Origin of the sequence: Mycobacterium sp. AMU20-3851 (assembly GCF_043974665.1) — a bacterium.
Classification (GTDB): Bacteria; Actinomycetota; Actinomycetes; order Mycobacteriales; family Mycobacteriaceae; genus Mycobacterium.
The window spans coordinates 2,122,615-2,141,273 of record NZ_CP146371.1; the positions used below are offsets into that span (position 1 = coordinate 2,122,615).

18 protein-coding genes and 1 pseudogene are annotated in these 18,659 nt (G+C 69.6%); 14 read left to right on the forward strand and 5 right to left on the reverse strand.

The features are described 5' to 3' along the window. Nucleotides 1–58 precede the first annotated feature (58 nt). Entirely contained in the window at nt 59–670 is a 612-nt protein-coding gene (locus V4U86_RS10220; protein WP_073854108.1) for an aa3-type cytochrome oxidase subunit III, read from the reverse strand. A gap of 152 nt (nt 671–822) precedes the next feature. Between V4U86_RS10220 and trpD the strand changes: the two genes are divergently transcribed. Beyond that, entirely contained in the window at nt 823–1,875 is a 1,053-nt protein-coding gene (gene trpD / locus V4U86_RS10225; RefSeq protein ID WP_395311988.1) for an anthranilate phosphoribosyltransferase, read from the forward strand. A gap of 79 nt (nt 1,876–1,954) precedes the next feature. On the opposite strand, the pseudogene V4U86_RS10230 reads toward trpD, so the two are convergent. Beyond that, a pseudogene (locus V4U86_RS10230) lies at nt 1,955–3,712 on the reverse strand (DEDD exonuclease domain-containing protein); the annotation flags it as partial. 171 nt (nt 3,713–3,883) lie between these two features. On the opposite strand from V4U86_RS10230, the gene V4U86_RS10235 reads away from it, so the two are divergent. The 4 genes from V4U86_RS10235 to V4U86_RS10250 all read left to right on the forward strand — a co-directional run bounded on the left by V4U86_RS10235 (nt 3,884) and on the right by V4U86_RS10250 (nt 7,438). Next, nucleotides 3,884–4,141, forward strand: a complete 258-nt coding sequence (locus tag V4U86_RS10235; protein WP_395311122.1) for a hypothetical protein — start codon at nt 3,884–3,886, stop codon at nt 4,139–4,141. A gap of 164 nt (nt 4,142–4,305) precedes the next feature. Continuing rightward, nucleotides 4,306–5,448: a peptidoglycan hydrolase RipC gene (ripC, locus tag V4U86_RS10240; RefSeq protein WP_395311123.1), complete on the forward strand. Its 1,143-nt coding sequence runs from the start codon at nt 4,306–4,308 to the stop codon at nt 5,446–5,448. Between the two features lie 43 nt (nt 5,449–5,491). Then, nucleotides 5,492–6,265 (forward strand): peptidase, encoded by a 774-nt coding sequence (locus tag V4U86_RS10245; RefSeq protein ID WP_395311124.1) that lies wholly within the window; start codon nt 5,492–5,494, stop codon nt 6,263–6,265. 27 nt (nt 6,266–6,292) lie between these two features. Next, entirely contained in the window at nt 6,293–7,438 is a 1,146-nt protein-coding gene (locus V4U86_RS10250; protein WP_395311125.1) for a glycosyltransferase family 4 protein, read from the forward strand. A gap of 10 nt (nt 7,439–7,448) precedes the next feature. On the opposite strand, the gene V4U86_RS10255 is transcribed toward V4U86_RS10250, so the two are convergent. Continuing rightward, nucleotides 7,449–9,230 (reverse strand): AMP-dependent synthetase/ligase, encoded by a 1,782-nt coding sequence (locus tag V4U86_RS10255; protein WP_395311126.1) that lies wholly within the window; start codon nt 9,228–9,230, stop codon nt 7,449–7,451. Between the two features lie 118 nt (nt 9,231–9,348). Here V4U86_RS10255 and V4U86_RS10260 point away from each other — a divergent pair, with 118 nt between their 5' ends. The 5 genes from V4U86_RS10260 (at nt 9,349) to V4U86_RS10280 (ending at nt 12,673) form a co-directional block, all read left to right on the forward strand. Further along, a complete protein-coding gene (locus V4U86_RS10260; protein ID WP_395311127.1) occupies nt 9,349–9,726 on the forward strand; it encodes an SRPBCC family protein in 378 nt (125 codons plus the stop codon). A gap of 41 nt (nt 9,727–9,767) precedes the next feature. Beyond that, entirely contained in the window at nt 9,768–10,211 is a 444-nt protein-coding gene (locus tag V4U86_RS10265; protein ID WP_395311128.1) for an SRPBCC family protein, read from the forward strand. Beyond that, entirely contained in the window at nt 10,208–11,482 is a 1,275-nt protein-coding gene (locus V4U86_RS10270; protein WP_395311989.1) for an ArsA family ATPase, read from the forward strand. Before V4U86_RS10265 ends, V4U86_RS10270 begins: the two co-directional genes overlap by 4 nt. A 13-nt stretch (nt 11,483–11,495) precedes the next feature. Further along, the gene (locus V4U86_RS10275) at nt 11,496–11,861 is read left to right on the forward strand and encodes a hypothetical protein (RefSeq protein WP_395311129.1); all 366 of its coding nucleotides are present in this window, start codon (nt 11,496–11,498) and stop codon (nt 11,859–11,861) included. Between the two features lie 98 nt (nt 11,862–11,959). Continuing rightward, the gene (locus V4U86_RS10280) at nt 11,960–12,673 is read left to right on the forward strand and encodes a lysophospholipid acyltransferase family protein (RefSeq protein ID WP_395311130.1); all 714 of its coding nucleotides are present in this window, start codon (nt 11,960–11,962) and stop codon (nt 12,671–12,673) included. A gap of 6 nt (nt 12,674–12,679) precedes the next feature. On the opposite strand, the gene V4U86_RS10285 is transcribed toward V4U86_RS10280, so the two are convergent. Beyond that, a complete protein-coding gene (locus tag V4U86_RS10285; protein WP_395311131.1) occupies nt 12,680–13,993 on the reverse strand; it encodes a glycosyltransferase 87 family protein in 1,314 nt (437 codons plus the stop codon). Between the two features lie 96 nt (nt 13,994–14,089). On the opposite strand from V4U86_RS10285, the gene V4U86_RS10290 reads away from it, so the two are divergent. From V4U86_RS10290 to V4U86_RS10300, 3 genes are read left to right on the forward strand one after another with little or no spacing between them, the layout of a single operon-like run. Beyond that, a complete protein-coding gene (locus V4U86_RS10290) occupies nt 14,090–14,962 on the forward strand; it encodes a hypothetical protein (RefSeq protein ID WP_395311132.1) in 873 nt (290 codons plus the stop codon). Nucleotide 14,963: 1 nt separating this feature from the next. After that, nucleotides 14,964–15,470, forward strand: coding sequence for a polyadenylate-specific 3'-exoribonuclease AS (locus tag V4U86_RS10295; RefSeq protein WP_395311133.1), 507 nt, complete (start codon nt 14,964–14,966; stop codon nt 15,468–15,470). Between the two features lie 52 nt (nt 15,471–15,522). Further along, complete coding sequence (locus V4U86_RS10300) at nt 15,523–16,944, forward strand: class II 3-deoxy-7-phosphoheptulonate synthase (protein WP_395311134.1); 1,422 nt, start codon at nt 15,523–15,525, stop codon at nt 16,942–16,944. 15 nt (nt 16,945–16,959) lie between these two features. On the opposite strand, the gene V4U86_RS10305 is transcribed toward V4U86_RS10300, so the two are convergent. Further along, the gene (locus tag V4U86_RS10305; RefSeq protein ID WP_395311135.1) at nt 16,960–18,201 is read right to left on the reverse strand and encodes a protein kinase domain-containing protein; all 1,242 of its coding nucleotides are present in this window, start codon (nt 18,199–18,201) and stop codon (nt 16,960–16,962) included. A gap of 56 nt (nt 18,202–18,257) precedes the next feature. Between V4U86_RS10305 and V4U86_RS10310 the strand changes: the two genes are divergently transcribed. Continuing rightward, nucleotides 18,258–18,659, forward strand: coding sequence for an Rv2175c family DNA-binding protein (locus tag V4U86_RS10310; protein WP_395311136.1), 402 nt, complete (start codon nt 18,258–18,260; stop codon nt 18,657–18,659).

The following is an 18,659-nucleotide window of genomic DNA, read 5'->3' on the forward strand; positions in this document are numbered from 1 at the left end:
GCGTGACTTTCACCGGACACATCGGCGGAGCCGATCGTCCGACGCATCGGCTTACCGATCATCGGACGAAGTAGATGACGGCGAACAGAGCGATCCACACGATGTCGACGAAGTGCCAGTAGTACGACACCACGATCGCAGCCGTCGCCTGTGCCGGCGTGAACTTGGACATCCTGGTGCGGATGAGCAGGAAGACGAAGGCGACCAGACCGCCGATCACGTGCAGGCCGTGGAAGCCGGTGGCCAGATAGAACACCGACCCGTAGGCGCTGCCCGGGATGGTGGTGCCGTGCTGGACCAGGTGCACGTACTCATACGCCTGGCCGAGAACGAAGAACGTTCCCATCAGCAGCGTGATCACGTACCACCGGCGCAGCCCGAACACGTCGCCGCGCTCGGCGGCGAACACGCCCATCTGGCAGGTGAAAGAAGAAGCGATCAGCACCGCGGTCACCGGTACGGCGAGCCACAGGTTGAGCTCAGTCGGCTCGGGCGGCCATGCGCCCTGCGCCTGAGCCCGCGCAGTGAAGTACATCGCGAAGAGTCCAGCAAAGAACATCAGCTCACTGGAAAGCCACACGATGGTGCCAACACTGACCATATTCGGTCGGTTCAGCGAATGTACGCGGGAGGTGATCGCGGTCCCGGAAGTCCCAACAGCGCTCGTCACAGGTGCAAGTATGACGCTTTGTAGTTGATTAACTCCACCCGGGTTCGTAATTGAGTTGAAACGTGTCCTGGTATTGACTGCGCACGGCCTCGGTTCGGGTCTCGGCCGAGCGATAGCATCACGGCGTGTCATCCGCTGAGAACGCATCCGTCATGTCCACCACCTGGCCGCAGATCCTGGGCCGGCTGACCACTCATCAGGACCTGGCGCGGGGCCAGGCGGCGTGGGCGATGGACCAGATCATGACCCAGGCGGCGACGCCGGCGCAGATCTCCGGGTTCGCGGTGGCGATGCGGATGAAGCGACCGACCTCCGCGGAGGTCACCGAACTTGCCGACACCATGCTCAAGCACGCCCGCCGGATCCCGGCCGCGGCGATCGGCACCGACGCGGTCGACATCGTCGGCACCGGGGGCGACGGATCGAACACCGTCAACCTGTCCACGATGGCCGCGATCGTGACCGCCGCCGCGGGTGTCCCGGTGATCAAGCACGGCAACCGGGCCGCGTCCTCGCTGTCCGGCGGTGCCGACACCCTGGAGGCGCTCGGCGTCCGGATCGACCTGGGGCCCGACGAGGTGGCCCGCAGTGCCGCCGAGGTGGGTATCGCGTTCGCCTTCGCGCCGCAGTTCCATCCCTCCTACCGGCACGCCTCGGTGGTGCGTCGCGAGATCGGGGTGCCGACGGTGTTCAACCTGCTCGGCCCGCTGACGAACCCGGCGTCACCTCGGGCCGGCCTGATCGGCTGCGCCTGGGGGGACCTGGCGGAGGTGATGGCCGGGGTGTTCGCCTCCCGCGGCTCCAGCGCGCTGGTGGTACACGGCGACGACGGCCTCGACGAACTGACCACCACGACCACCAGCACCATCTGGCGGGTGCAGGCCGGCACGGTGGAGCGGCTGACGCTGGACCCGGCGGCCTTCGGATTCCGGCGTGCCGATCTGAGTGAGCTGGTGGGCGGGGACGCCGAGGCCAACGCCGCCTCGGTGCGCGCGGTGTTCGGCGGTCAGAAGGGCCCGGTGCGTGATGCCGTGGTGCTCAACGCCGCCGGCGCGATGGTCGCGCACGCCGGCCTCTCCGGTGCCGCGCAGTGGGTCCCGGCCTGGGAATCCGGCTTGGCGCGTGCGGTCGAGGCGATCGATTCCGGTGCGGCAGAACGACTTCTGGCGAACTGGGTGCGGTTCACCCAGAAGGCCGGCAGCTGACTCAGACCGCCTGGGCGTGCGGCCGGCGCGGCCGGCGCACTCCGTAGCGGTCATCGAAATCGTCTGCGGCACCGTCCAAGTCGGCCTCGGTGCGGCGGGCGGCCAGTCGTGCCGAGCGGGCGGTGGCCGCCCATTCGGCCCACCGCGCCGCGCAGCCGATCGGGCTGGCGTAGCCGCTTGCAATGTCTGACCCCGGGTCGCTGCGCTCCAGGCCGCCGGTGCTGACGATGCGCACACCCGGGCCGGCCAGCCACCGGCAGAGCAACGCCGTCTCCTCGACCAGCGCCCCGCCCAGCGGCGCCTCGGAGGGCAGGATCGTCTGTGCCGCAGCGGTGATCGCCTCGACGACGGGCATCGGCGGGACACCGCGGCGGGCACATCCGGCGGCCGCCAGTTGCCCGTGTCGGATGACGGCCAGCTCCCAGCCGCCGCGCCCGTCGGGGCGCGCGGCGATCAGTTCGTCCACCGCGGCCAGCGCCTGAAGCCGTTGCCCGCGCCAGGTGGTCTCCACGGCCGCCGCGGTGTGGTCGCGCAGCCGGGCCGCGGTCTCGTAGCGGTGCAGGGCGGCGAGTTCCTCGATCTGGCCCAGCACCGTCGCGAAAGCCGAACTGTCGGTGCCGTCGATGAGTTCGGCGGCCCGGCGCGGTGCGCCCGCGTACTGCGCCATGTCGATGCCGCGCGGTGCGGGGCAGGGGGAGAGCTCGCGTTCCTCGCAGTAGTGCAGCGCGTTGCGGCCCAGGCGCGCGGTGCAGGTTCGCACCCCGGTGCCGCGGGCCAGCACGTCGACGGTGCTGACCGCGTCCGCCCGTGCGGTGAACGGGCCGATCGCGTGCCGACTGCGCGGTGCCCGCACGATCGAGAACCGGGGAAACGCCTCATCGGTCAGCGTGATCCACCACCACCGGCGCGGAAACTTGGACCGGCGGTTGTACGGCGGGGCGTGTGCGGCCAGCAGGCGGAGTTCGCGCACCCCGGCCTCCAGCTCATGGGCGCACTCGACGTGGTCGACCCGGGTGGCCAACGCCACCATCTCCTTCATCCGGGTGCGCGGGTCCGCACCGGTGAAGTACTGGCCGACCCGGCGACGGAGATCCACCGCGGTGCCGATGTAGAGCACCTCGTCGCCGGGACCGCGGAACAGATATACCCCCGGCGTCGACGGCACGCCGTTTGCCAGGTGCCGCTTGCGCCGCTGCGGGGCGACCGCGTCGGGACGGTAGGCCCGCAACTCGGGGTAGGTGCGCACCCCCTGGTTGCCCACCCGCTCGATGAGCCCGTGCAGGACGTCGACGGTGGCGCGGGCATCGTCCAGCGCCCGGTGGGTGGGCGTGGTGGAAGCGCCGAACAACCGCGCGAGCGCCGAGAGCTTCACGCTGGGAGCCTCATCGCGGGTCAACACCCGGCGCGCCAACTTCACCGTGCACAGCACCTGCGGGTGTGGCCAGGGCAGACCGAGCCGCTGCGCGGCCGCCCGCAGGAACCCGATGTCGAAGCCTGCGTTGTGCGCGACGAGGACCGCCCCGCGGGAGAATTCCAGGAACGCCGGCAGCACGCTGTCGATCCGGGGCGCGTCGTAGACCATCGCCGAGGTGATGCCGGTCAGCGCGACGATCTGCGGCGGAATGCTGCGACCCGGATCGACCAGGGTGCCCAGTTCGCCGAGCACCACCCCGCCGCGGATCTTGACCGCCCCGATCTCGGTGATGGCGTCGTGGTCGTTGCCGCCGGGCGTACTGGCGGTGGCCCGGCCACCGGTGGTCTCCAGATCGACCACCACGAAGGTGGTGTCGGACAGCGCCAGATCGATGACGGGGTCGCCGCCCGCAGACGGGGCCACGCCGGCGAAGCCCGCAGATGGGGCCACGTCGCCGAAGCTCAGCTGCTGCACGACGGGAACGTTAGGCGCCGGCACCGACAACGGTCGGGTCCCACCGTGTCGCGCTCCTCCGGGCGTGTCGGTACCCGTCGTTACGGTGCGGAGGACGTACCGAGAACGAGAGGACGAGCGATGAACCGAGCACAGGTGAATCAACCCGACGAACCGCTGGACACCGGCTCCGTGGTGATCGATTGCGACGATTGCGCGGTGCGTGGCCCGGGCTGCCAGGACTGCGTGGTCAGCGTTCTGCTGGGTGTCCCGGAAACCTTGCTGGACGACGAACGACAGGCGTTGGACGTCCTCGCCGAGGTCGGCCTCGCCCCGCGGCTGCGGCTCGTTCCGATCCATCGGCACGAGCGCCCGGATGGTAGAACTGGAGTGGCATGAGGACACGCGAGTGACCTCCAGCAACGCTGGGAAGCGGAACTCCGGCCGCCGGAAGCTGTTAAATTCACGTCTTCCGTTGGACAAGCCCGATGCCGTTTCGTAACCTGTTCGAGACCTGATAGCGACTCGTCGCGGCTGAAGCGCAGTTGTAAGGACGCAATATCTTGAGGCCTGATCGCACACACCGACGTATGAGTGGCGTCCAGCGACCCTTGATCGGTGCGTTAGCGGGGCTCACGGTATTCGGCGGCATACTCGCCACGAGTGTGCAGGCCGACCCGGCTCAGGACGCGTTGGCAAAGCTCAACGAGCTGTCCCACCAGGCCGAGATCGCCACCGAGAACATGCACGCCGCCCAGCTGGACCTGGACAACAAGCTGGCCGCGCAGCGTGCCGCCGAGGAGAAGCACGCCGCCGACACCGCCGCGGTGAACGCCGCCCGAGCCGATCTGGCAAAGTTCCAGAGCTCGGTCGACAAGATCGCCGCCGCGCAGTACATGGGCGGGCGCACCGACGGCCTGGACTCCATGCTGACCGCCAGCTCGCCGCAGGTGCTGATCGACCAGCTCGCGGTGCAGCGGGTGATGGCCGCCGAGATGTCGACGCAGATGCAGAGCTTCCGCACCACCACGGTGCGGGCCGCGCAGGCCGAATCGGCCTCGGCGCAGTCCGCGGCCGACGCGAAGACCGCGGCCGAACAGGCCGCCGCGGTGCGCGCAGACCTGCAGGCCAAGCAAAGCAAACTGCAGGTCGAGATCGCCGTCGTCAAGTCGCAGTACGAGCTGCTGACGCCCGCCCAGCGGCAGACGCTGGCGGCGATCCCGCCCGTACCGGCGACGGTTCCGGCACCGGGCCCCGAAGTGTTGCCCAACAACGATCCCAGCGTGTTGGCCGCGCCGCCGGCGGGCATCCCGCCCGGCGACATGGCGCCGCCGGCGGCCGCGCCCCCGGCGCCCGGCTCCGGACCGGCCGTGGTGGCCGTGCAGGCGGCACTGACCCGGATCGGATCGCCCTACTCGTGGGGTGCCGAAGGCCCGGGTGCGTTCGACTGCTCCGGTCTGGTCAAGTGGGCGTTCGGTCAGGCCGGCATCTCGCTGCCGCATTCCAGCTACGCCCAAGCCGCCGGCGGACAGCCGGTTTCCACCGACCAGATGCAGCCCGGCGACGTGGTGTCCTACTACTCGGATGCGTCGCACGTCGGCATCTACATCGGCGACGGCATGATGGTGCATGCCTCGACCTTCGGGAAGCCCGTCGTGGTGGCCCCGGTCAACAACGCGCCCATCTACAACGTTCGTCGTTACTGAGCTGCCTCGCCTGATCGGCGCTGGGCTGCCTCGCCTGATCGGTGTGCTGGCAGCCGTGGTTCTGCTGGCCGGTTGTCAGGCCGGGCAGCCGCCTGACTCCTCGCCCAGCCCGCCCATTACCGCGTCCGGTGCTGCGGCCGCCACCACCAGCATCGCGCTGCCGGACGGGCGCACCGCACACCTGCGCGGCCTCGGCGGTGCCGGCACGGCGCAGCTGATCGACCGCATCGGGGCCGAACTGCCCGCCGCAACGGCGGCGGTCTCGGACTTCTGGGGTCCGGACTGGCCAGGTGAGATCGCGGTCGTGGTGACCGGCTCGCAGGAACAGTTCCGCGCCCTCGCCCACGGCGCCGGGGACATCGCCGCGGCCACCACCGCCGAGGGCATGGTGTTCGCCCCGGGCGCAGCGAAGATGAGCGACGAGGCACTGCGGATCGTGGTGCGCCACGAGCTTTTTCACTACGCGGCCCGGGACCGGACGGTCGCCGATGCACCGCTGTGGCTCACCGAGGGGGTGGCCGACTACGTGGCCCGCCCGGCCGCCGCGCCACCCGGCGCGCAACGGGCGGCCGAACTGGCCCGGCTGCCCTCGGACACCGACCTGCAGACCGAGGGCGCGGGGCGCTCCCTGGGTTACGACCGGGCGTGGTGGTTCAGCCGCTACGTCGCCGACCGTTACGGCCCGGGCACCCTGCGCGAGTTATACCTGCGCGCGGCCGGTCCGGGACACCCGGACGCGGAGACGGCCGTCCGGGACACCCTGGGCGCCGGGATCGACGAGGTGGTGCTGCAGTGGCGGCAGTGGATGAGCGGATAGCGTTATCACCGGTAGTGAGGAGCGCAGATGACCCGGGTGCTGTTGGTGACCAACGATTTCCCGCCCCGCCGCGGCGGGATCCAGTCCTACTTGGAGGCGTTCGTAGCTCAAATCACAGCCGGTCAGCTCGCGGCCGGTGCGCACGACCTGACGGTGTACGCGCCGAAATGGAAGGGCGCGCCGGATTACGATCGCCACGCCGGTTACCGGGTGGTGCGCCACCCGACCACGCTGATGCTGCCGGAACCGACGGTGGCCAGTCGGATGCGCGCCCTGATCGCCGAACACGGGATCGAGACCGTGTGGTTCGGTGCGGCCGCGCCGCTGGCGCTGCTGGCGCCCCTGGCCCGCAGTGCCGGGGCGTCCCGCGTGCTGGCCAGTACGCACGGACACGAGGTGGGCTGGTCGATGCTGCCGGTGGCGCGAAATGCACTGCGCCGCATCGGTGATCACGCCGATGTTGTGACCTACGTCAGCAGTTACACCCGTCGCCGGTTCGCCGCGGCGTTCGGTCCGCGGGCCTGCCTGGAACGACTGTCACCCGGCGTGGACGTCGACCGGTTCGCCCCCGATCCGGCGGCCCGGGCGGTGTTGCGGGAGCGGTACGGGCTGGGGGACCGGCCGGTGGTGGTGTGCCTGTCGCGGCTGGTGCCGCGCAAGGGCCAGGACATGCTGATCCGCGGTTTCGACCGGATCCGGCGCCGGGTGCCCGGTGCCGCCCTGGTGATCGTCGGGGGCGGGCCGTACCGGCAGACCCTGCAGGAGCTGGCGCAGCGCTGCGGTGTCGCCGATGACGTGCTGTTCACCGGTGGCGTGCCGGGCGAGGAACTGGCTGCCCATCATGCGATGGCCGACGTGTTCGCCATGCCGTGCCGGACCCGGGGTGCCGGACTGGACGTCGAGGGCCTGGGCATCGTGTTCCTGGAGGCCTCGGCGTGCGGGGTGCCGGTGGTGGCCGGCCGTTCCGGGGGTGCGCCGGAGACGGTCCGCGACGGGGAGACCGGCCGCGTCGTCGACGGCACCGATGTCGACGAGATCGTCACCGCGGTCGGCGATCTGCTCGCCGACCCGGACACCGCCGCCCGGATGGGTGCGGCCGGCCGGGCCTGGGTGGTCGAAAACTGGCAGTGGCGGGCCCAGGGCGCGCGCCTGCAGCGTCTGCTCGTGGACTGATCCGCGGGACTCAGGCGTAGATCGCCGCGATGTGCTCGGCGAACTTCTCCACGACCACCTTGCGCTTGACCTTGAGCGTCGGGGTGAGCTCGCCGGTGTCCTCGGTGAAGTCGACCGGCAGGATGCGGAAGGTGCGGATGGCCTCGGCCTTGGACACCGCCTGGTTGGCCTCCTTGACCGCCAGTTCGATCTCACCGACCAGATCGGGGTCCTCGGTCAGATCCGCCACCGACGAGCCGTCGTGCTTGCCGTTGCGCTGCTTCCAGCCGACGAAGGCCTCCGGATCGATGGTGATCAACGCAGCGATGAAGGGTTGCGCGTCGCCGACCGCCATCGCCTGGCTGATCAGTGGATGGGCCCGCAGCCTGTCCTCGAGCACGGCCGGGGCGACGTTCTTCCCGCCGGCGGTGACGATGATCTCCTTCTTGCGCCCGATGATCGTCAGGAACCCGTCGGCATCGATGGCGCCGAGGTCACCGGTGTGGAACCAGCCGTCGGTGAAGGCGTCCCTGGTGGCCTCCTCGTTCTGCCAGTACCCGCCGAACACCACCCCGCCGCGGACCAGCAGCTCGTCGTCGTCGCCGAGCCGCATGCTGTTGCCGGGCAACAGCTTCCCGACCGAACCGACCTTGATCGCGCCGACCTGGTTGACGGTGATGGCGGCGCTGGTCTCGGTGAGGCCGTAGCCCTCGTAGATGGTCAGCCCGACGCCGCGGTAGAAGTGCCCCAGCCGGGCGCCCAGCGGGGCGCCACCGGAGATGGCGGCGTGGCAGTTGCCGCCGAGGGCGGCGCGCAGCTTGCCGTAGACCAGCTTGTCGAACAGCGCGTGCTTGGCCTTGAGCAGCAGGCCGGGCCCGCCCTTGTCCAGGGCCTTGCTGTACTCGATCGCGGTGTCCGCGGCGAGTGCGAAGATGCGGCCCTTCCCGCCGTCGCGGGCGTTCTGATCGGCGGTGTTGTAGACCTTCTCGAACACCCGCGGCACCGACACCACCAGGGTCGGCTTGAACACCGCGAAGGTCGGGACCAGATTCTTGATGTCGCTGGTGAAGCCGAGGGTGACCTTGTTGGCGAAGGCCGCGATGGTGATCGCCCGGGCCAGCACGTGGGCCAGCGGCAGGAACACCAGCATCCGCTCGCCCTTGGCCAGCTGGGTCGGGAAGCAGGCCTTGGCGCCGTGCATCTCCGAGAGCAGGTTGGCGTGGGTCAGCTGGCAGCCCTTCGGCAGCCCGGTGGTGCCCGAGGTGTAGATCAGGGTGGCCGGGTCCGAGGACCTGGTGGCCGCGATCCGGGCGTCCAGCTCGGCCGGGTCGACACCCGCACCGGCCTCGGCGAGCGTGTCGAGGGCGTCCACGCGCAACACGGTGCGCAGGTTGGGCACCTTGTCCCTGATCTGCTCGACGATGGCGGCGTGGCCGTCGGTCTCGGCGAACACCAGCACGGCCGACGAATTGTCCAGCACGTGGCGCACCTGTTCGGCTGCCGAGGTCTCGTAGATGGGCACGGTGACCGCGCCGATGGACAGGATGGCGAAGTCGATGATCGGCCACTCGTAGCGGGTGGCCGACAGGATGGCGACCCGGTCGCCGGCCTGCACACCCTGGGCGATCAATCCCAAAGCCGCCGAGCGGATCTGGGCAGCTGCCTGAGCACAGGTGACATCGGTCCAGCTGCCGTCGACCACGCGCTGGAAGATCACATGGTCGGGATCCTGCCGTTCGTGTGAGTACACCGAGTTGACGACGGTGTCGTACTCAGCGATCTCGAACGACGCCGGAACGGTGAACTCACGCACGATCTTGGCCCCTCGGGTCGTGGAATCGATCTTTTCGCGACAGCCTAGTCGGCGGCCACGTCGACCAGGTCACAGTGCGTTCATTGGGCCCCGGGTCCATGTGTGAAGCTAGACGGTGATGAACAGCGTCCAGATCGCCGATGAGACTTTTGTGTGTGCCGACCCGGCCGAGGTCGGGCAGGCCGTCGCCGACGTCGCCGGCTGGCGGCGCTGGTGGCCGGACCTGCGCCTGACGGTGGTCGAGGACCGCGGTCCGGCCGGTCACCGCTGGACCGTCGCCGGGGCGCTGACCGGCACCATGGAGGTGTGGCTGCAGCCCATGATGGACGGCGTCATCCTGCACTACTTCCTGCACGCCGAGCCGCCCGGTGACCCGGCGAAGCTCGACCTGGCCAAGCTCAACCACGCCCGCCGGGTGGCCGGGAAGAAGATGTCGTTCGAGATCAAGACGAGGCTGGAGGCGGCCCGACCGGTCGGGGTGTCACGCCTGAGCTGATGGTGAGCAGGCCCGTCGAGGGTGCGGGTAGATTTCGTGACGTGGCGGAAAAGACGGCGCAGACGATCTATATCGAGGCCGATCCCTCGGCGGTGATGGACGTCATCGCCGACATCGGTGCCTATCCGGACTGGGTCGCCGAGTACACCGAAGCCGAGGTGCTCGACACCGACGGTGCGGGTAACCCGAAGACGGCCCGCTTGGTGCTGGACGCCGCGGTGCTCAAGGACACCATGGTGCTCACCTACCTATGGGCCGCCGACCGTCGGTCGGTCACCTGGACGTTGGTGTCCAGCACGCTGTTGCGTGCGCTGGAAGGGGCATACCGGTTGTCGCCCAAGGGCTCTGGCACCGAGGTCACCTATGAGCTCTCGGTCGATCTGGTCATCCCGATGATCGGGCTGCTGAAACGCAAGGCCGAACGGCGGCTGACGGACACCGCGCTAAAGGACCTCAAGAAACGAGTCGAGGTGGGAGTGAACTGAGTGCGGACCAAGTACCCGCGCCGGCCCGGATCAGCCTGTTCGTCGGCAAGGGTGGGGTAGGAAAGTCCACGTTGGCGACCGCCACCGCGGTGCGTGACGCGCGCAGCGGGCTGCGGGTGCTCATCGTGTCCACCGATCAGGCACACTCCACCGGTGACGTGCTGGGCGTCAGCGTCGTCCCGACCGGGCGGCGCGAGCCCACCCGGGTGTTCGCCGATCTGGACACCGGATCCGGTGACGGTGGCGGGGGGTCGCTGGACGCACTCGCACTGGACACCCTGGCGCTGCTGGAAACCCGGTGGCGGGAGATCGCCGGCGTCCTGGAACAGAAGTTCCCTCAGTCCGAGCTGGGAACCGTTGCCCCCGAAGAGCTGTCGGCCCTGCCGGGGATCCAGGAGGTACTCGGCCTGCACGAGGTGGCCGAGCTCGCCGAGTCCGGTGCCTGGGACCACCTGGTGGTGGACTGCGCGTCCACCGCGGACGCTCTGCGGATGCTCACCCTGCCCGCCACCTTCGGGCTCTACCTGGAGCGGGCCTGGCCGCGGTACCGGCGCCTCGCGCAGCCGCCCGCCGATCTGGCCTCGGCCGCGATGCTGACCCTGCTGGAGCGGGTGGCCGACGGCACCGAACGGTTGTCCGCCCTGCTCGCGGACGCGTCGCGGGTCGGTGCGCACCTGGTGCTCACCGCCGAACGGGTGGTCGCCGCCGAAGCCGCCCGGACGCTGGGCGCGCTCACGCTGATGGGCGTGTCGGTGGCCGAATTGCTGGTCAATCAGATTCTGGTGCAGGACGACTCGTTCGAGTACCGGAACCTGCCCGCTCATCCGGCATTCGACTGGTATTCCGAGCGGATCGCCGAGCAGCGTGCGGTGCTCGACGAGCTCGATGCGGCCATCGGTGACGTCAAGCTGGTGCTGGTGCCGCACCTGCCGGGTGAGCCGATCGGGCCCAAGGCGCTCGGCGAGCTGTTGGACGCCGCCCGGTTGCGCGACGGGTCCGCGCCGCCGGCGCCGCTGCGTCCGGTGGTGGACCGGGAGTCCGGAACCGGTCTCGAGGCCGTCTACCGGATGCGGTTAGAGTTGCCGCAGGTCGACCCCGGCGCGTTGACGCTCGGCCGGGTCGACGATGACCTCATCATCGGGTCCGGCGGGATGCGGCGGCGGGTTCGACTGGCATCGGTATTGCGGCGCTGCATCGTCTTCGATGCACAGTTTCGGGGCGGGGAATTGACAGTACGTTTCAGGCCGAATCCGGCGGTGTGGCCCAAATGACGGCGGCCGCGCGATGAGCGCCCACCCCGAGATCCCGCCGGAACTGCGGCAATTGGCCCAGGCCATCCTGGACAAGCTCGACCCCGCGGTGCGGATGGCCGCCGCGCGGGCCACCTCCGCCGACAGCGCGGGTCCCGGCCCCTGCCAGCAGGTGTGGTGCCCGGTGTGCGCCCTCGCGGCGCTGGTCAACGGGGAACAGCATCCGTTGCTCACGGTGATCGCCGAACACAGCGTGGCACTGCTGACGGTGATCCAGGCGATGGTCGGTGATGCCTCCGACGCCGCGGCCCCGGAGCCGCCACCGCCGGGCCCGGACGGCGGAACGCCGCCGAACCGGGGCACCCGCTACGAGCAGATCCCGGTGACCTTCGAGGAGTAGCGGCCGGCCCGTGCTCGATGTGGTCGCTCCCACTTCGGCTGGGTAGAGTTGACCCGTCCGGCCCGGTCCTGGTCCCGGGTGCCGTTGCAGGAGGGTCCATGTGGTTCTGGTTCTACAAGTACATCTTGATGGGCCCGTTGCTGACCCTATTGGGCCGGCCGAAAGTGCAAGGGCTGGAATATGTTCCGGACTCCGGCGCGGTGATTCTGGCCAGTAACCACCTGGCCGTCGCGGACAGCTTCTACCTGCCGCTGGTGGTCAAGCGCCGGATCACCTTTCTGGCCAAGGCCGAGTACTTCACCGGTACCGGCCTCAAGGGCAAGCTGACGAAATTCTTCTATTCCTCGACCAACCAGGTGCCGATCGACCGCACCGATGCGGATTCCGCGCAGGCCGCCCTGACCACCGCGCAGCGCATCCTCGGCGAGGGAAAGCTGCTCGGCATGTATCCGGAGGGCACCCGCTCGCCGGACGGGCGGCTCTACAAGGGCAAGACCGGGCTGGCCCGGGTCGCCCTGGAGAGCGGTATCCCGGTCATCCCGGTGGCCATGGTGGGCACCAACGTGGTCAACCCGCCCGGCAGCAAGATGTGGCACTTCGGCCGGGTCGAGGTGCGCTTCGGCAAGCCGATGGACTTCAGCCGGTTCGAGGGGCTGGCCGGTAACCGGTTCATCGAGCGGGCCGTCATCGACGAGGTGATGTACGAGCTGATGCGGCTGTCCGGTCAGGAGTACGTCGACCTGTACGCCGCCGATCTCAAGCAGCAGGCCGAATCGGACGGCAAGACCGCCGTCCCCGCCAAGGCGGGCTAGCGGCGGTCAGCTCGCCGCGGGCAGCGCGTCGGCGGGCTTCTCGTCCTCGGCCCGGTCCCGTCTACCGGGCAACAGACCCGCCGCCGCGATCACCAGCAGCGCCCACCACAGATACGAACCGCCGGCCAGCCGGCGCCACAGCGTCGCCGCCGTCTCCTGGTGTGCCGGCATCAGGGTGATCGGCGTCCAGATCGTCAGCGCCAACCCCGCCAGGCCGACCAGGACCAGCGCCAGGTTGCGGTGCCGAACCCCGAGGACCAGGGCGACCACCACGGTCGGCAGCACCCACACCCAGTGGTGCGACCAGGACACTGGCGACACCACCAGGCCGAACATCGCCACACAGACCAGCGCCAGCACCGCCTCGTCGCCATCCGGCCCGCCGGCCCGCAGCAGCCGGTGGCCCGCCCACACCGTCAGGCCGAGAACCGCGAAGCACAGCGCGACCCACAGCACGAATCGCGCGTCCTCGCCGGCGCCGAGCCGGGCCAGCATCCCGGAGATGTTCTGGTTGGTGTTCAGCGTCGCGGAGCCGATCCGCTCGGTGTCACGCAGCGTCTCGGTCCAGTACACCCAGGAGTCCCGCCAGGCCAGCACGAATCCGAGCAGTGTGGCCCCGGCCGCCGAGGCCGTCGTCACCAGCAGAGCCCGGAAGTCGCGGCGGAGCAGGAAATACAGCAGGAACACCGCCGGGGTCAGTTTCACCGCGATGGCCAGGCCGAGCAGCAACCCTCGCGGCCACGGGGTGCGGCGCGGGACGCAGTCGGCGATCACCAGCGTCATCAGCACCACGTTGATCTGGCCGAAATCGAAGTTGGCCCGGAGGGGTTCGAGGAACACCACTGCCGGCGCCACCAGCGCGACGGCCAGCCACAGCCGGCGGGCCCAGGCCGGACCGCGCAGCGACGAGGTCTCCCAGACGCTCAGCCGGGTCAACACGATGTGGGTCGAGACGATCAGCAGCAGCAGCGTGGTCACCGTGATCGCGGCGCTCGCCGCGGGCAGCGACAGCCAGGCGAACGGGGCGAACGCGACGGCGGCCAGCGGCGGATAGGTGAACGGCAGGTCCAGCCCCGCCTGGGTTTCGAAGACGGTGGCGTCGTTGTACAGCTCGGTGCCGTCCAGCCAGGCCCGCCCGCCCATCCGGTAGACGTCGATGTCGATGCGGTAGATGGCCTGGCCGAGCAGGCGCCAACCCGCCCAGGCCAGCAGCGCCAGGGTGACCAGCTGGAAGAGCCGCCAGGCCAGCATCTGTCCCGCGCCGGCCCGCTCAAGGACCGATCGCCCACCAGCCCCGACGGGCGACCTCCGAATCCTCATGTCGTCGACCAGCCTATCGGGGGTGGGCGACGCGGCGGACGGCACACACCCGCTGATGGCGGTCGGCGGGCGGCGGGCAGCGTATCTTTTTCGACCGTGCACCTGAACGTCGGACTGGACTTCATCACCAGTGACCGCCTACCGCTGCTGTGTTGCCTGATCGCGTTCATCCTGACGTTCTTCGTGACCCGTCTCATCGTCCGCTACATCCGCAGCCATCCGAGCACCGACGCGCCGCGCAAGTGGTGGCAGCCGCGCAACCTGTCGGTGGGCGGTGGCGTGCATCTGCACCACGTGGTGTTCGGCGTCATCCTGGTGATGGTGTCCGGGGTGACGATGGTGACCCTGGCGGTCAACGGGGGAGTGGCGGAGTTCACCGTCGCGGCAGTTCTTTTCGGTATGGGCGCGGCGCTGGTGCTCGACGAGTTCGCGCTGATCCTGCATCTGCAGGACGTGTACTGGGCCGAGGACGGCCGCACCTCGGTGGACGCCGTGTTCGTGGCGATCGCCGTGGCGGGCCTGCTGATCCTGGGGTTCAACCCGCTGTCCTTCTTCGATATCGACATCTGGCGGGCCGACGACACCGTGGAGGCCCGCGCGACGGTGATCGTGATGGCCGTGCTCACGCTGGCGCTGGCGGTGGTGGTGCTGATGAAGGGCAAGGTGTGGACCGGCCTGGTGGGCATGTTCATCACCCCGCTGCTGGTGATCGGCGCCATCCGGCTGTCCCGGCCGCACGCACCGTGGGCGCGCTGGCGTTATACGATGCGGCCTCGCAAGATGCACAAGGCGCTGGAACGGGAACGCCGGTTGCGCAGACCGGTGGTGCAGGCGAAGTTGTGGGTTCAACACGTCGTCGCGGGCGAGCCGCATTTCCCGGACGACGCCAAGGTCAACGAGGAACTGGACCGCGAGATCCACGCTGCTCCGGCGCCCGCCGTGCCTGCAGAAACCGAGGGAGCCCGCTGAAGTGCGTTATTTCTACGACACTGAGTTCATCGACAACGGGCGCACCATCGAGCTCATCTCGATCGGTGTGGCCGCCGAGGACGGTCGCGAATACTACGCCATCTCAACGGAATTCGATCCGGAGCGGGCCGGCAGCTGGGTGCGCAAGAACGTGCTGCCCAAGCTGCCGTCGCCGTCGTCGAAGCTGTGGCGCTCGCGCCGCCAGATCCGCAGCGACCTGGAGAACTTCTTCGACATCGACGGCGACGAACCGATCGAGCTGTGGGCCTGGGTGGGCGCCTATGACCATGTGGTGTTGTGCCAGCTGTGGGGACCGATGACCGACCTGCCGCCGGCGATACCCCGGTTCACCCGCGAGTTGCGCCAGTTCTGGGAGGACAAGGGCTCACCGCGGATGCCCCCGCGGCCGCGTGACGCCCACGATGCACTGGTCGACGCCCGGCACAACCTGCGCCGCTACGAGCTGATGACCGACCAGGGCGACTGGGCGGTGCGCTCCCCGGGCTGAGCTGCGGGTATGGCGGGTAAATCGGCAGCGGTCGCGCGGTTACCATGGAGCGGTGAACTGGACTGTCGACGTGCCCATCGATCAGCTGCCCGCGCTGCCGCCGCTGCCCGAGGACCTGCGCCACCGGCTGGACGCCGCACTGGCCAAGCCGGCGCTGCAGCAGCCCAGCTGGGACCCCGATCACGCCAAGGCCATGCGCACCGTGCTGGAGAGCGTGCCGCCGATCACGGTGGCCTCCGAGGTCGAGAAGCTCAAGACCCAGCTGGCCGCGGTCGCCCGCGGTGAGGCGTTCCTGCTGCAGGGTGGCGACTGTGCCGAGACGTTCGTGGACAACACCGAACCGCACATCCGGGCCAACATCCGGACCCTGCTGCAGATGGCGGTGGTGCTGACCTACGGCGCCAGCATGCCGGTGGTGAAGGTGGCCCGGATCGCGGGCCAGTACGCCAAGCCGCGGTCCGCAGACACCGACGCACTGGGGCTCAAGTCCTACCGCGGGGACATGGTGAACGGTTTCGCACCCGATGCCGCGGTCCGCGATCACGACCCGTCCCGACTGGTACGCGCGTACGCGAACGCCAGCGCGGCGATGAACCTGGTCCGCGCCCTGACCTCCTCCGGACTGGCCTCGCTGCACCAGGTGCACGACTGGAACCGGGAGTTCGTGCGTACCTCCCCGGCCGGAGCCCGCTACGAGGCGCTGGCCGGCGAGATCGACCGGGGCATGAACTTCATGACCGCATGCGGGGTCAACGACCGCAACCTGGACACCGCCGAGATCTTCGCCAGCCATGAGGCTCTGGTGCTCGACTACGAGCGCGCCATGCTGCGGATGGACACCGGGTCCTCGCCGGTCGACGTGGCCGATGCCGCGGTGGCCGCCGCCGACCCGAAGCTCTACGACCTGTCGGCGCACTACCTGTGGATCGGGGAGCGGACCCGCCAGATCGACGGCGCCCATGTCGCGCTCGCCGAGGTGATCGCCAACCCGATCGGCATCAAGATCGGGCCCACCACCTCGCCCGAGTTGGCCGTCGAGTACGTCGAGCGTCTCGACCCGCGCAACGAGGCCGGCCGACTGACCCTGATCAGCCGGATGGGCAACCAGAAGGTGCGCGACGTGCTGCCCGCCATCATCGAGAAAGTCGAGGCGTCCGGCCATCAGGTGATCTGGCAGTGCGACCCGATGCACGGCAACACCCATGAGTCGTCGACCGGGTACAAGACGCGGCACTTCGACCGCATCGTCGACGAGGTGCAGGGCTTCTTCGAGGTGCACCGCGCGCTGGGCACCCACCCCGGCGGCATCCACGTCGAGATCACCGGGGAGAACGTCACCGAATGTCTCGGTGGCGCCCAGGACATTTCGGACTCCGATCTGGCCGGCCGCTACGAGACGGCCTGCGATCCTCGGCTGAACACCCAGCAGTCCCTGGAGCTGGCGTTCCTCGTCGCGGAGATGCTCCGCGACTAGTTCTGCGCGCAGCCGTCAGAGCAGCGTCTGCAGGTTGTTGCCCAGCGTCCAGCCGCCGGCGGCCGCCAATCCGGCCAGGATCAGCACGACGACCACCCAGGCCAGCAGCACACGCCTGCTGCGCTGCCGGGCCCAGTGGAACTCGTCGATGTCGATACCGGCGAATTGTGCTGCGGCGGGCCGGTATTCGAGCTCGTCCTGGTAGTTGTCGACATCGCGGGCGGGCTCCGGTGGGTGCTGCCACTCGGCGGGGGTGAAGACCCGGGTGTCGCGGTGCGGTTCGGTCGGGCGCGCGTCCGGGGCCAGCGCCGACTGCACCCGGCTGTGAAACGCGGTGGCGGCGCGGTGTTGTGCCGACTGCTGGGGTGCGGGCACCCGGAACGGCGGCAGGCCGAGTTCGTCGACCAGATCGGCGAGGGCGGCTCCGAGGGCGTCGGCATCGGCGAACCGGGCGTCCGGATCGCGGTCGGTGGCCCGGCGCACCAGCTCGTCGAACTGCGGTGGCACACCCGCGATCGCCGAACTCGGCGGTGGCACATCGTGGTCCATCCGCTGATAGGCCACCGACAGCGCGGTGTCCCCGGTGAAAGGGGTGCGCCCGGTGAGTAGTTCGTAGGCCAGGATCCCCATCGCGTAGACGTCGCTGCGCGGGTCCGAGTCCCCGGTGGCGACCTGCTCGGGGGACAGGTAGGCGGCGGTGCCGAGGATCACGCTGGTGGAGGTGATGCCCGCCTCGGCGACCGCGCGCACCAACCCGAAATCGGCGATCTTCACCTCACCGGCATCCGAGATCAGCACGTTCTCGGGCTTCACATCGCGGTGCACCAACCCGGCCGCGTGCGCGACCGCCAGCCCGTGGCAGAGCGGCAGCAGCACCGCGGCGGCCGCGTGCGGGGGCATCGGTCCGCGCTCGCGCAGCAGTTCGCGCAGGGTGCCGCCGTCGATCAATTCCATGACCAAAAAGGGTGGCTCCGCGCCGGGTGCGCCGCCGCCCTGGTCGTACACGGCGACCAGACCCTCACCCTTGAGCCGGGCCACCGCCTTGGCCTCGCGCTGGAACCGGGCCAGGAACTGGCTGTCCCCGGAGTAGCGGGCGTCCATCACCTTGAGCGCGACCGGGCGGTCCAGTCGGGTGTCCAGCCCGCGGTACACCGTGGACATCCCGCCGGTGGCGATCACCGCGTCGACGCGGTAACGCCCCTCCAGCGCGGTGCCGACGAGCGGGTCCGGACGCTGGTAATTCTCCACCGCAGACATGGTACGGATCGCGGTGTCGTCCTCCGGGCGGGATGCGGGGAGCCTAGAATCTGTCCGTGAGCATTCCGGCGGCCAACGACATCCTCGATCCCGACGAAGCAGTCCTCGAACTGTCGGAGGTGTCCAAGCTTCTCGGCGTCTCGGTCAGCAAGGTGCACCAGCACCTGCGCGACGGGACGCTGGCGGCGGTGCGCCGCAATGGCTCCGTCGTCGTGCCGAAGGTGTTCTTCGACGAGAACGGGAAGGTGCTCAAACAGCTTCCCGGTCTGCTGGTCGTGCTCAAGGACGGCGGCTTCGACGCCACCGAGGCGATGCGCTGGCTGTTCACCCCGGACGAGTCGCTCACACTGAGCCGGGACGGCAGCACCGAACGGGTGGAGAATGCCCGGCCGGTGGACGCGCTGCGCTCGCATCAGGCCCGCGAGGTGATCCGCCGGGCCCAGGCGCTGGCGTACTGA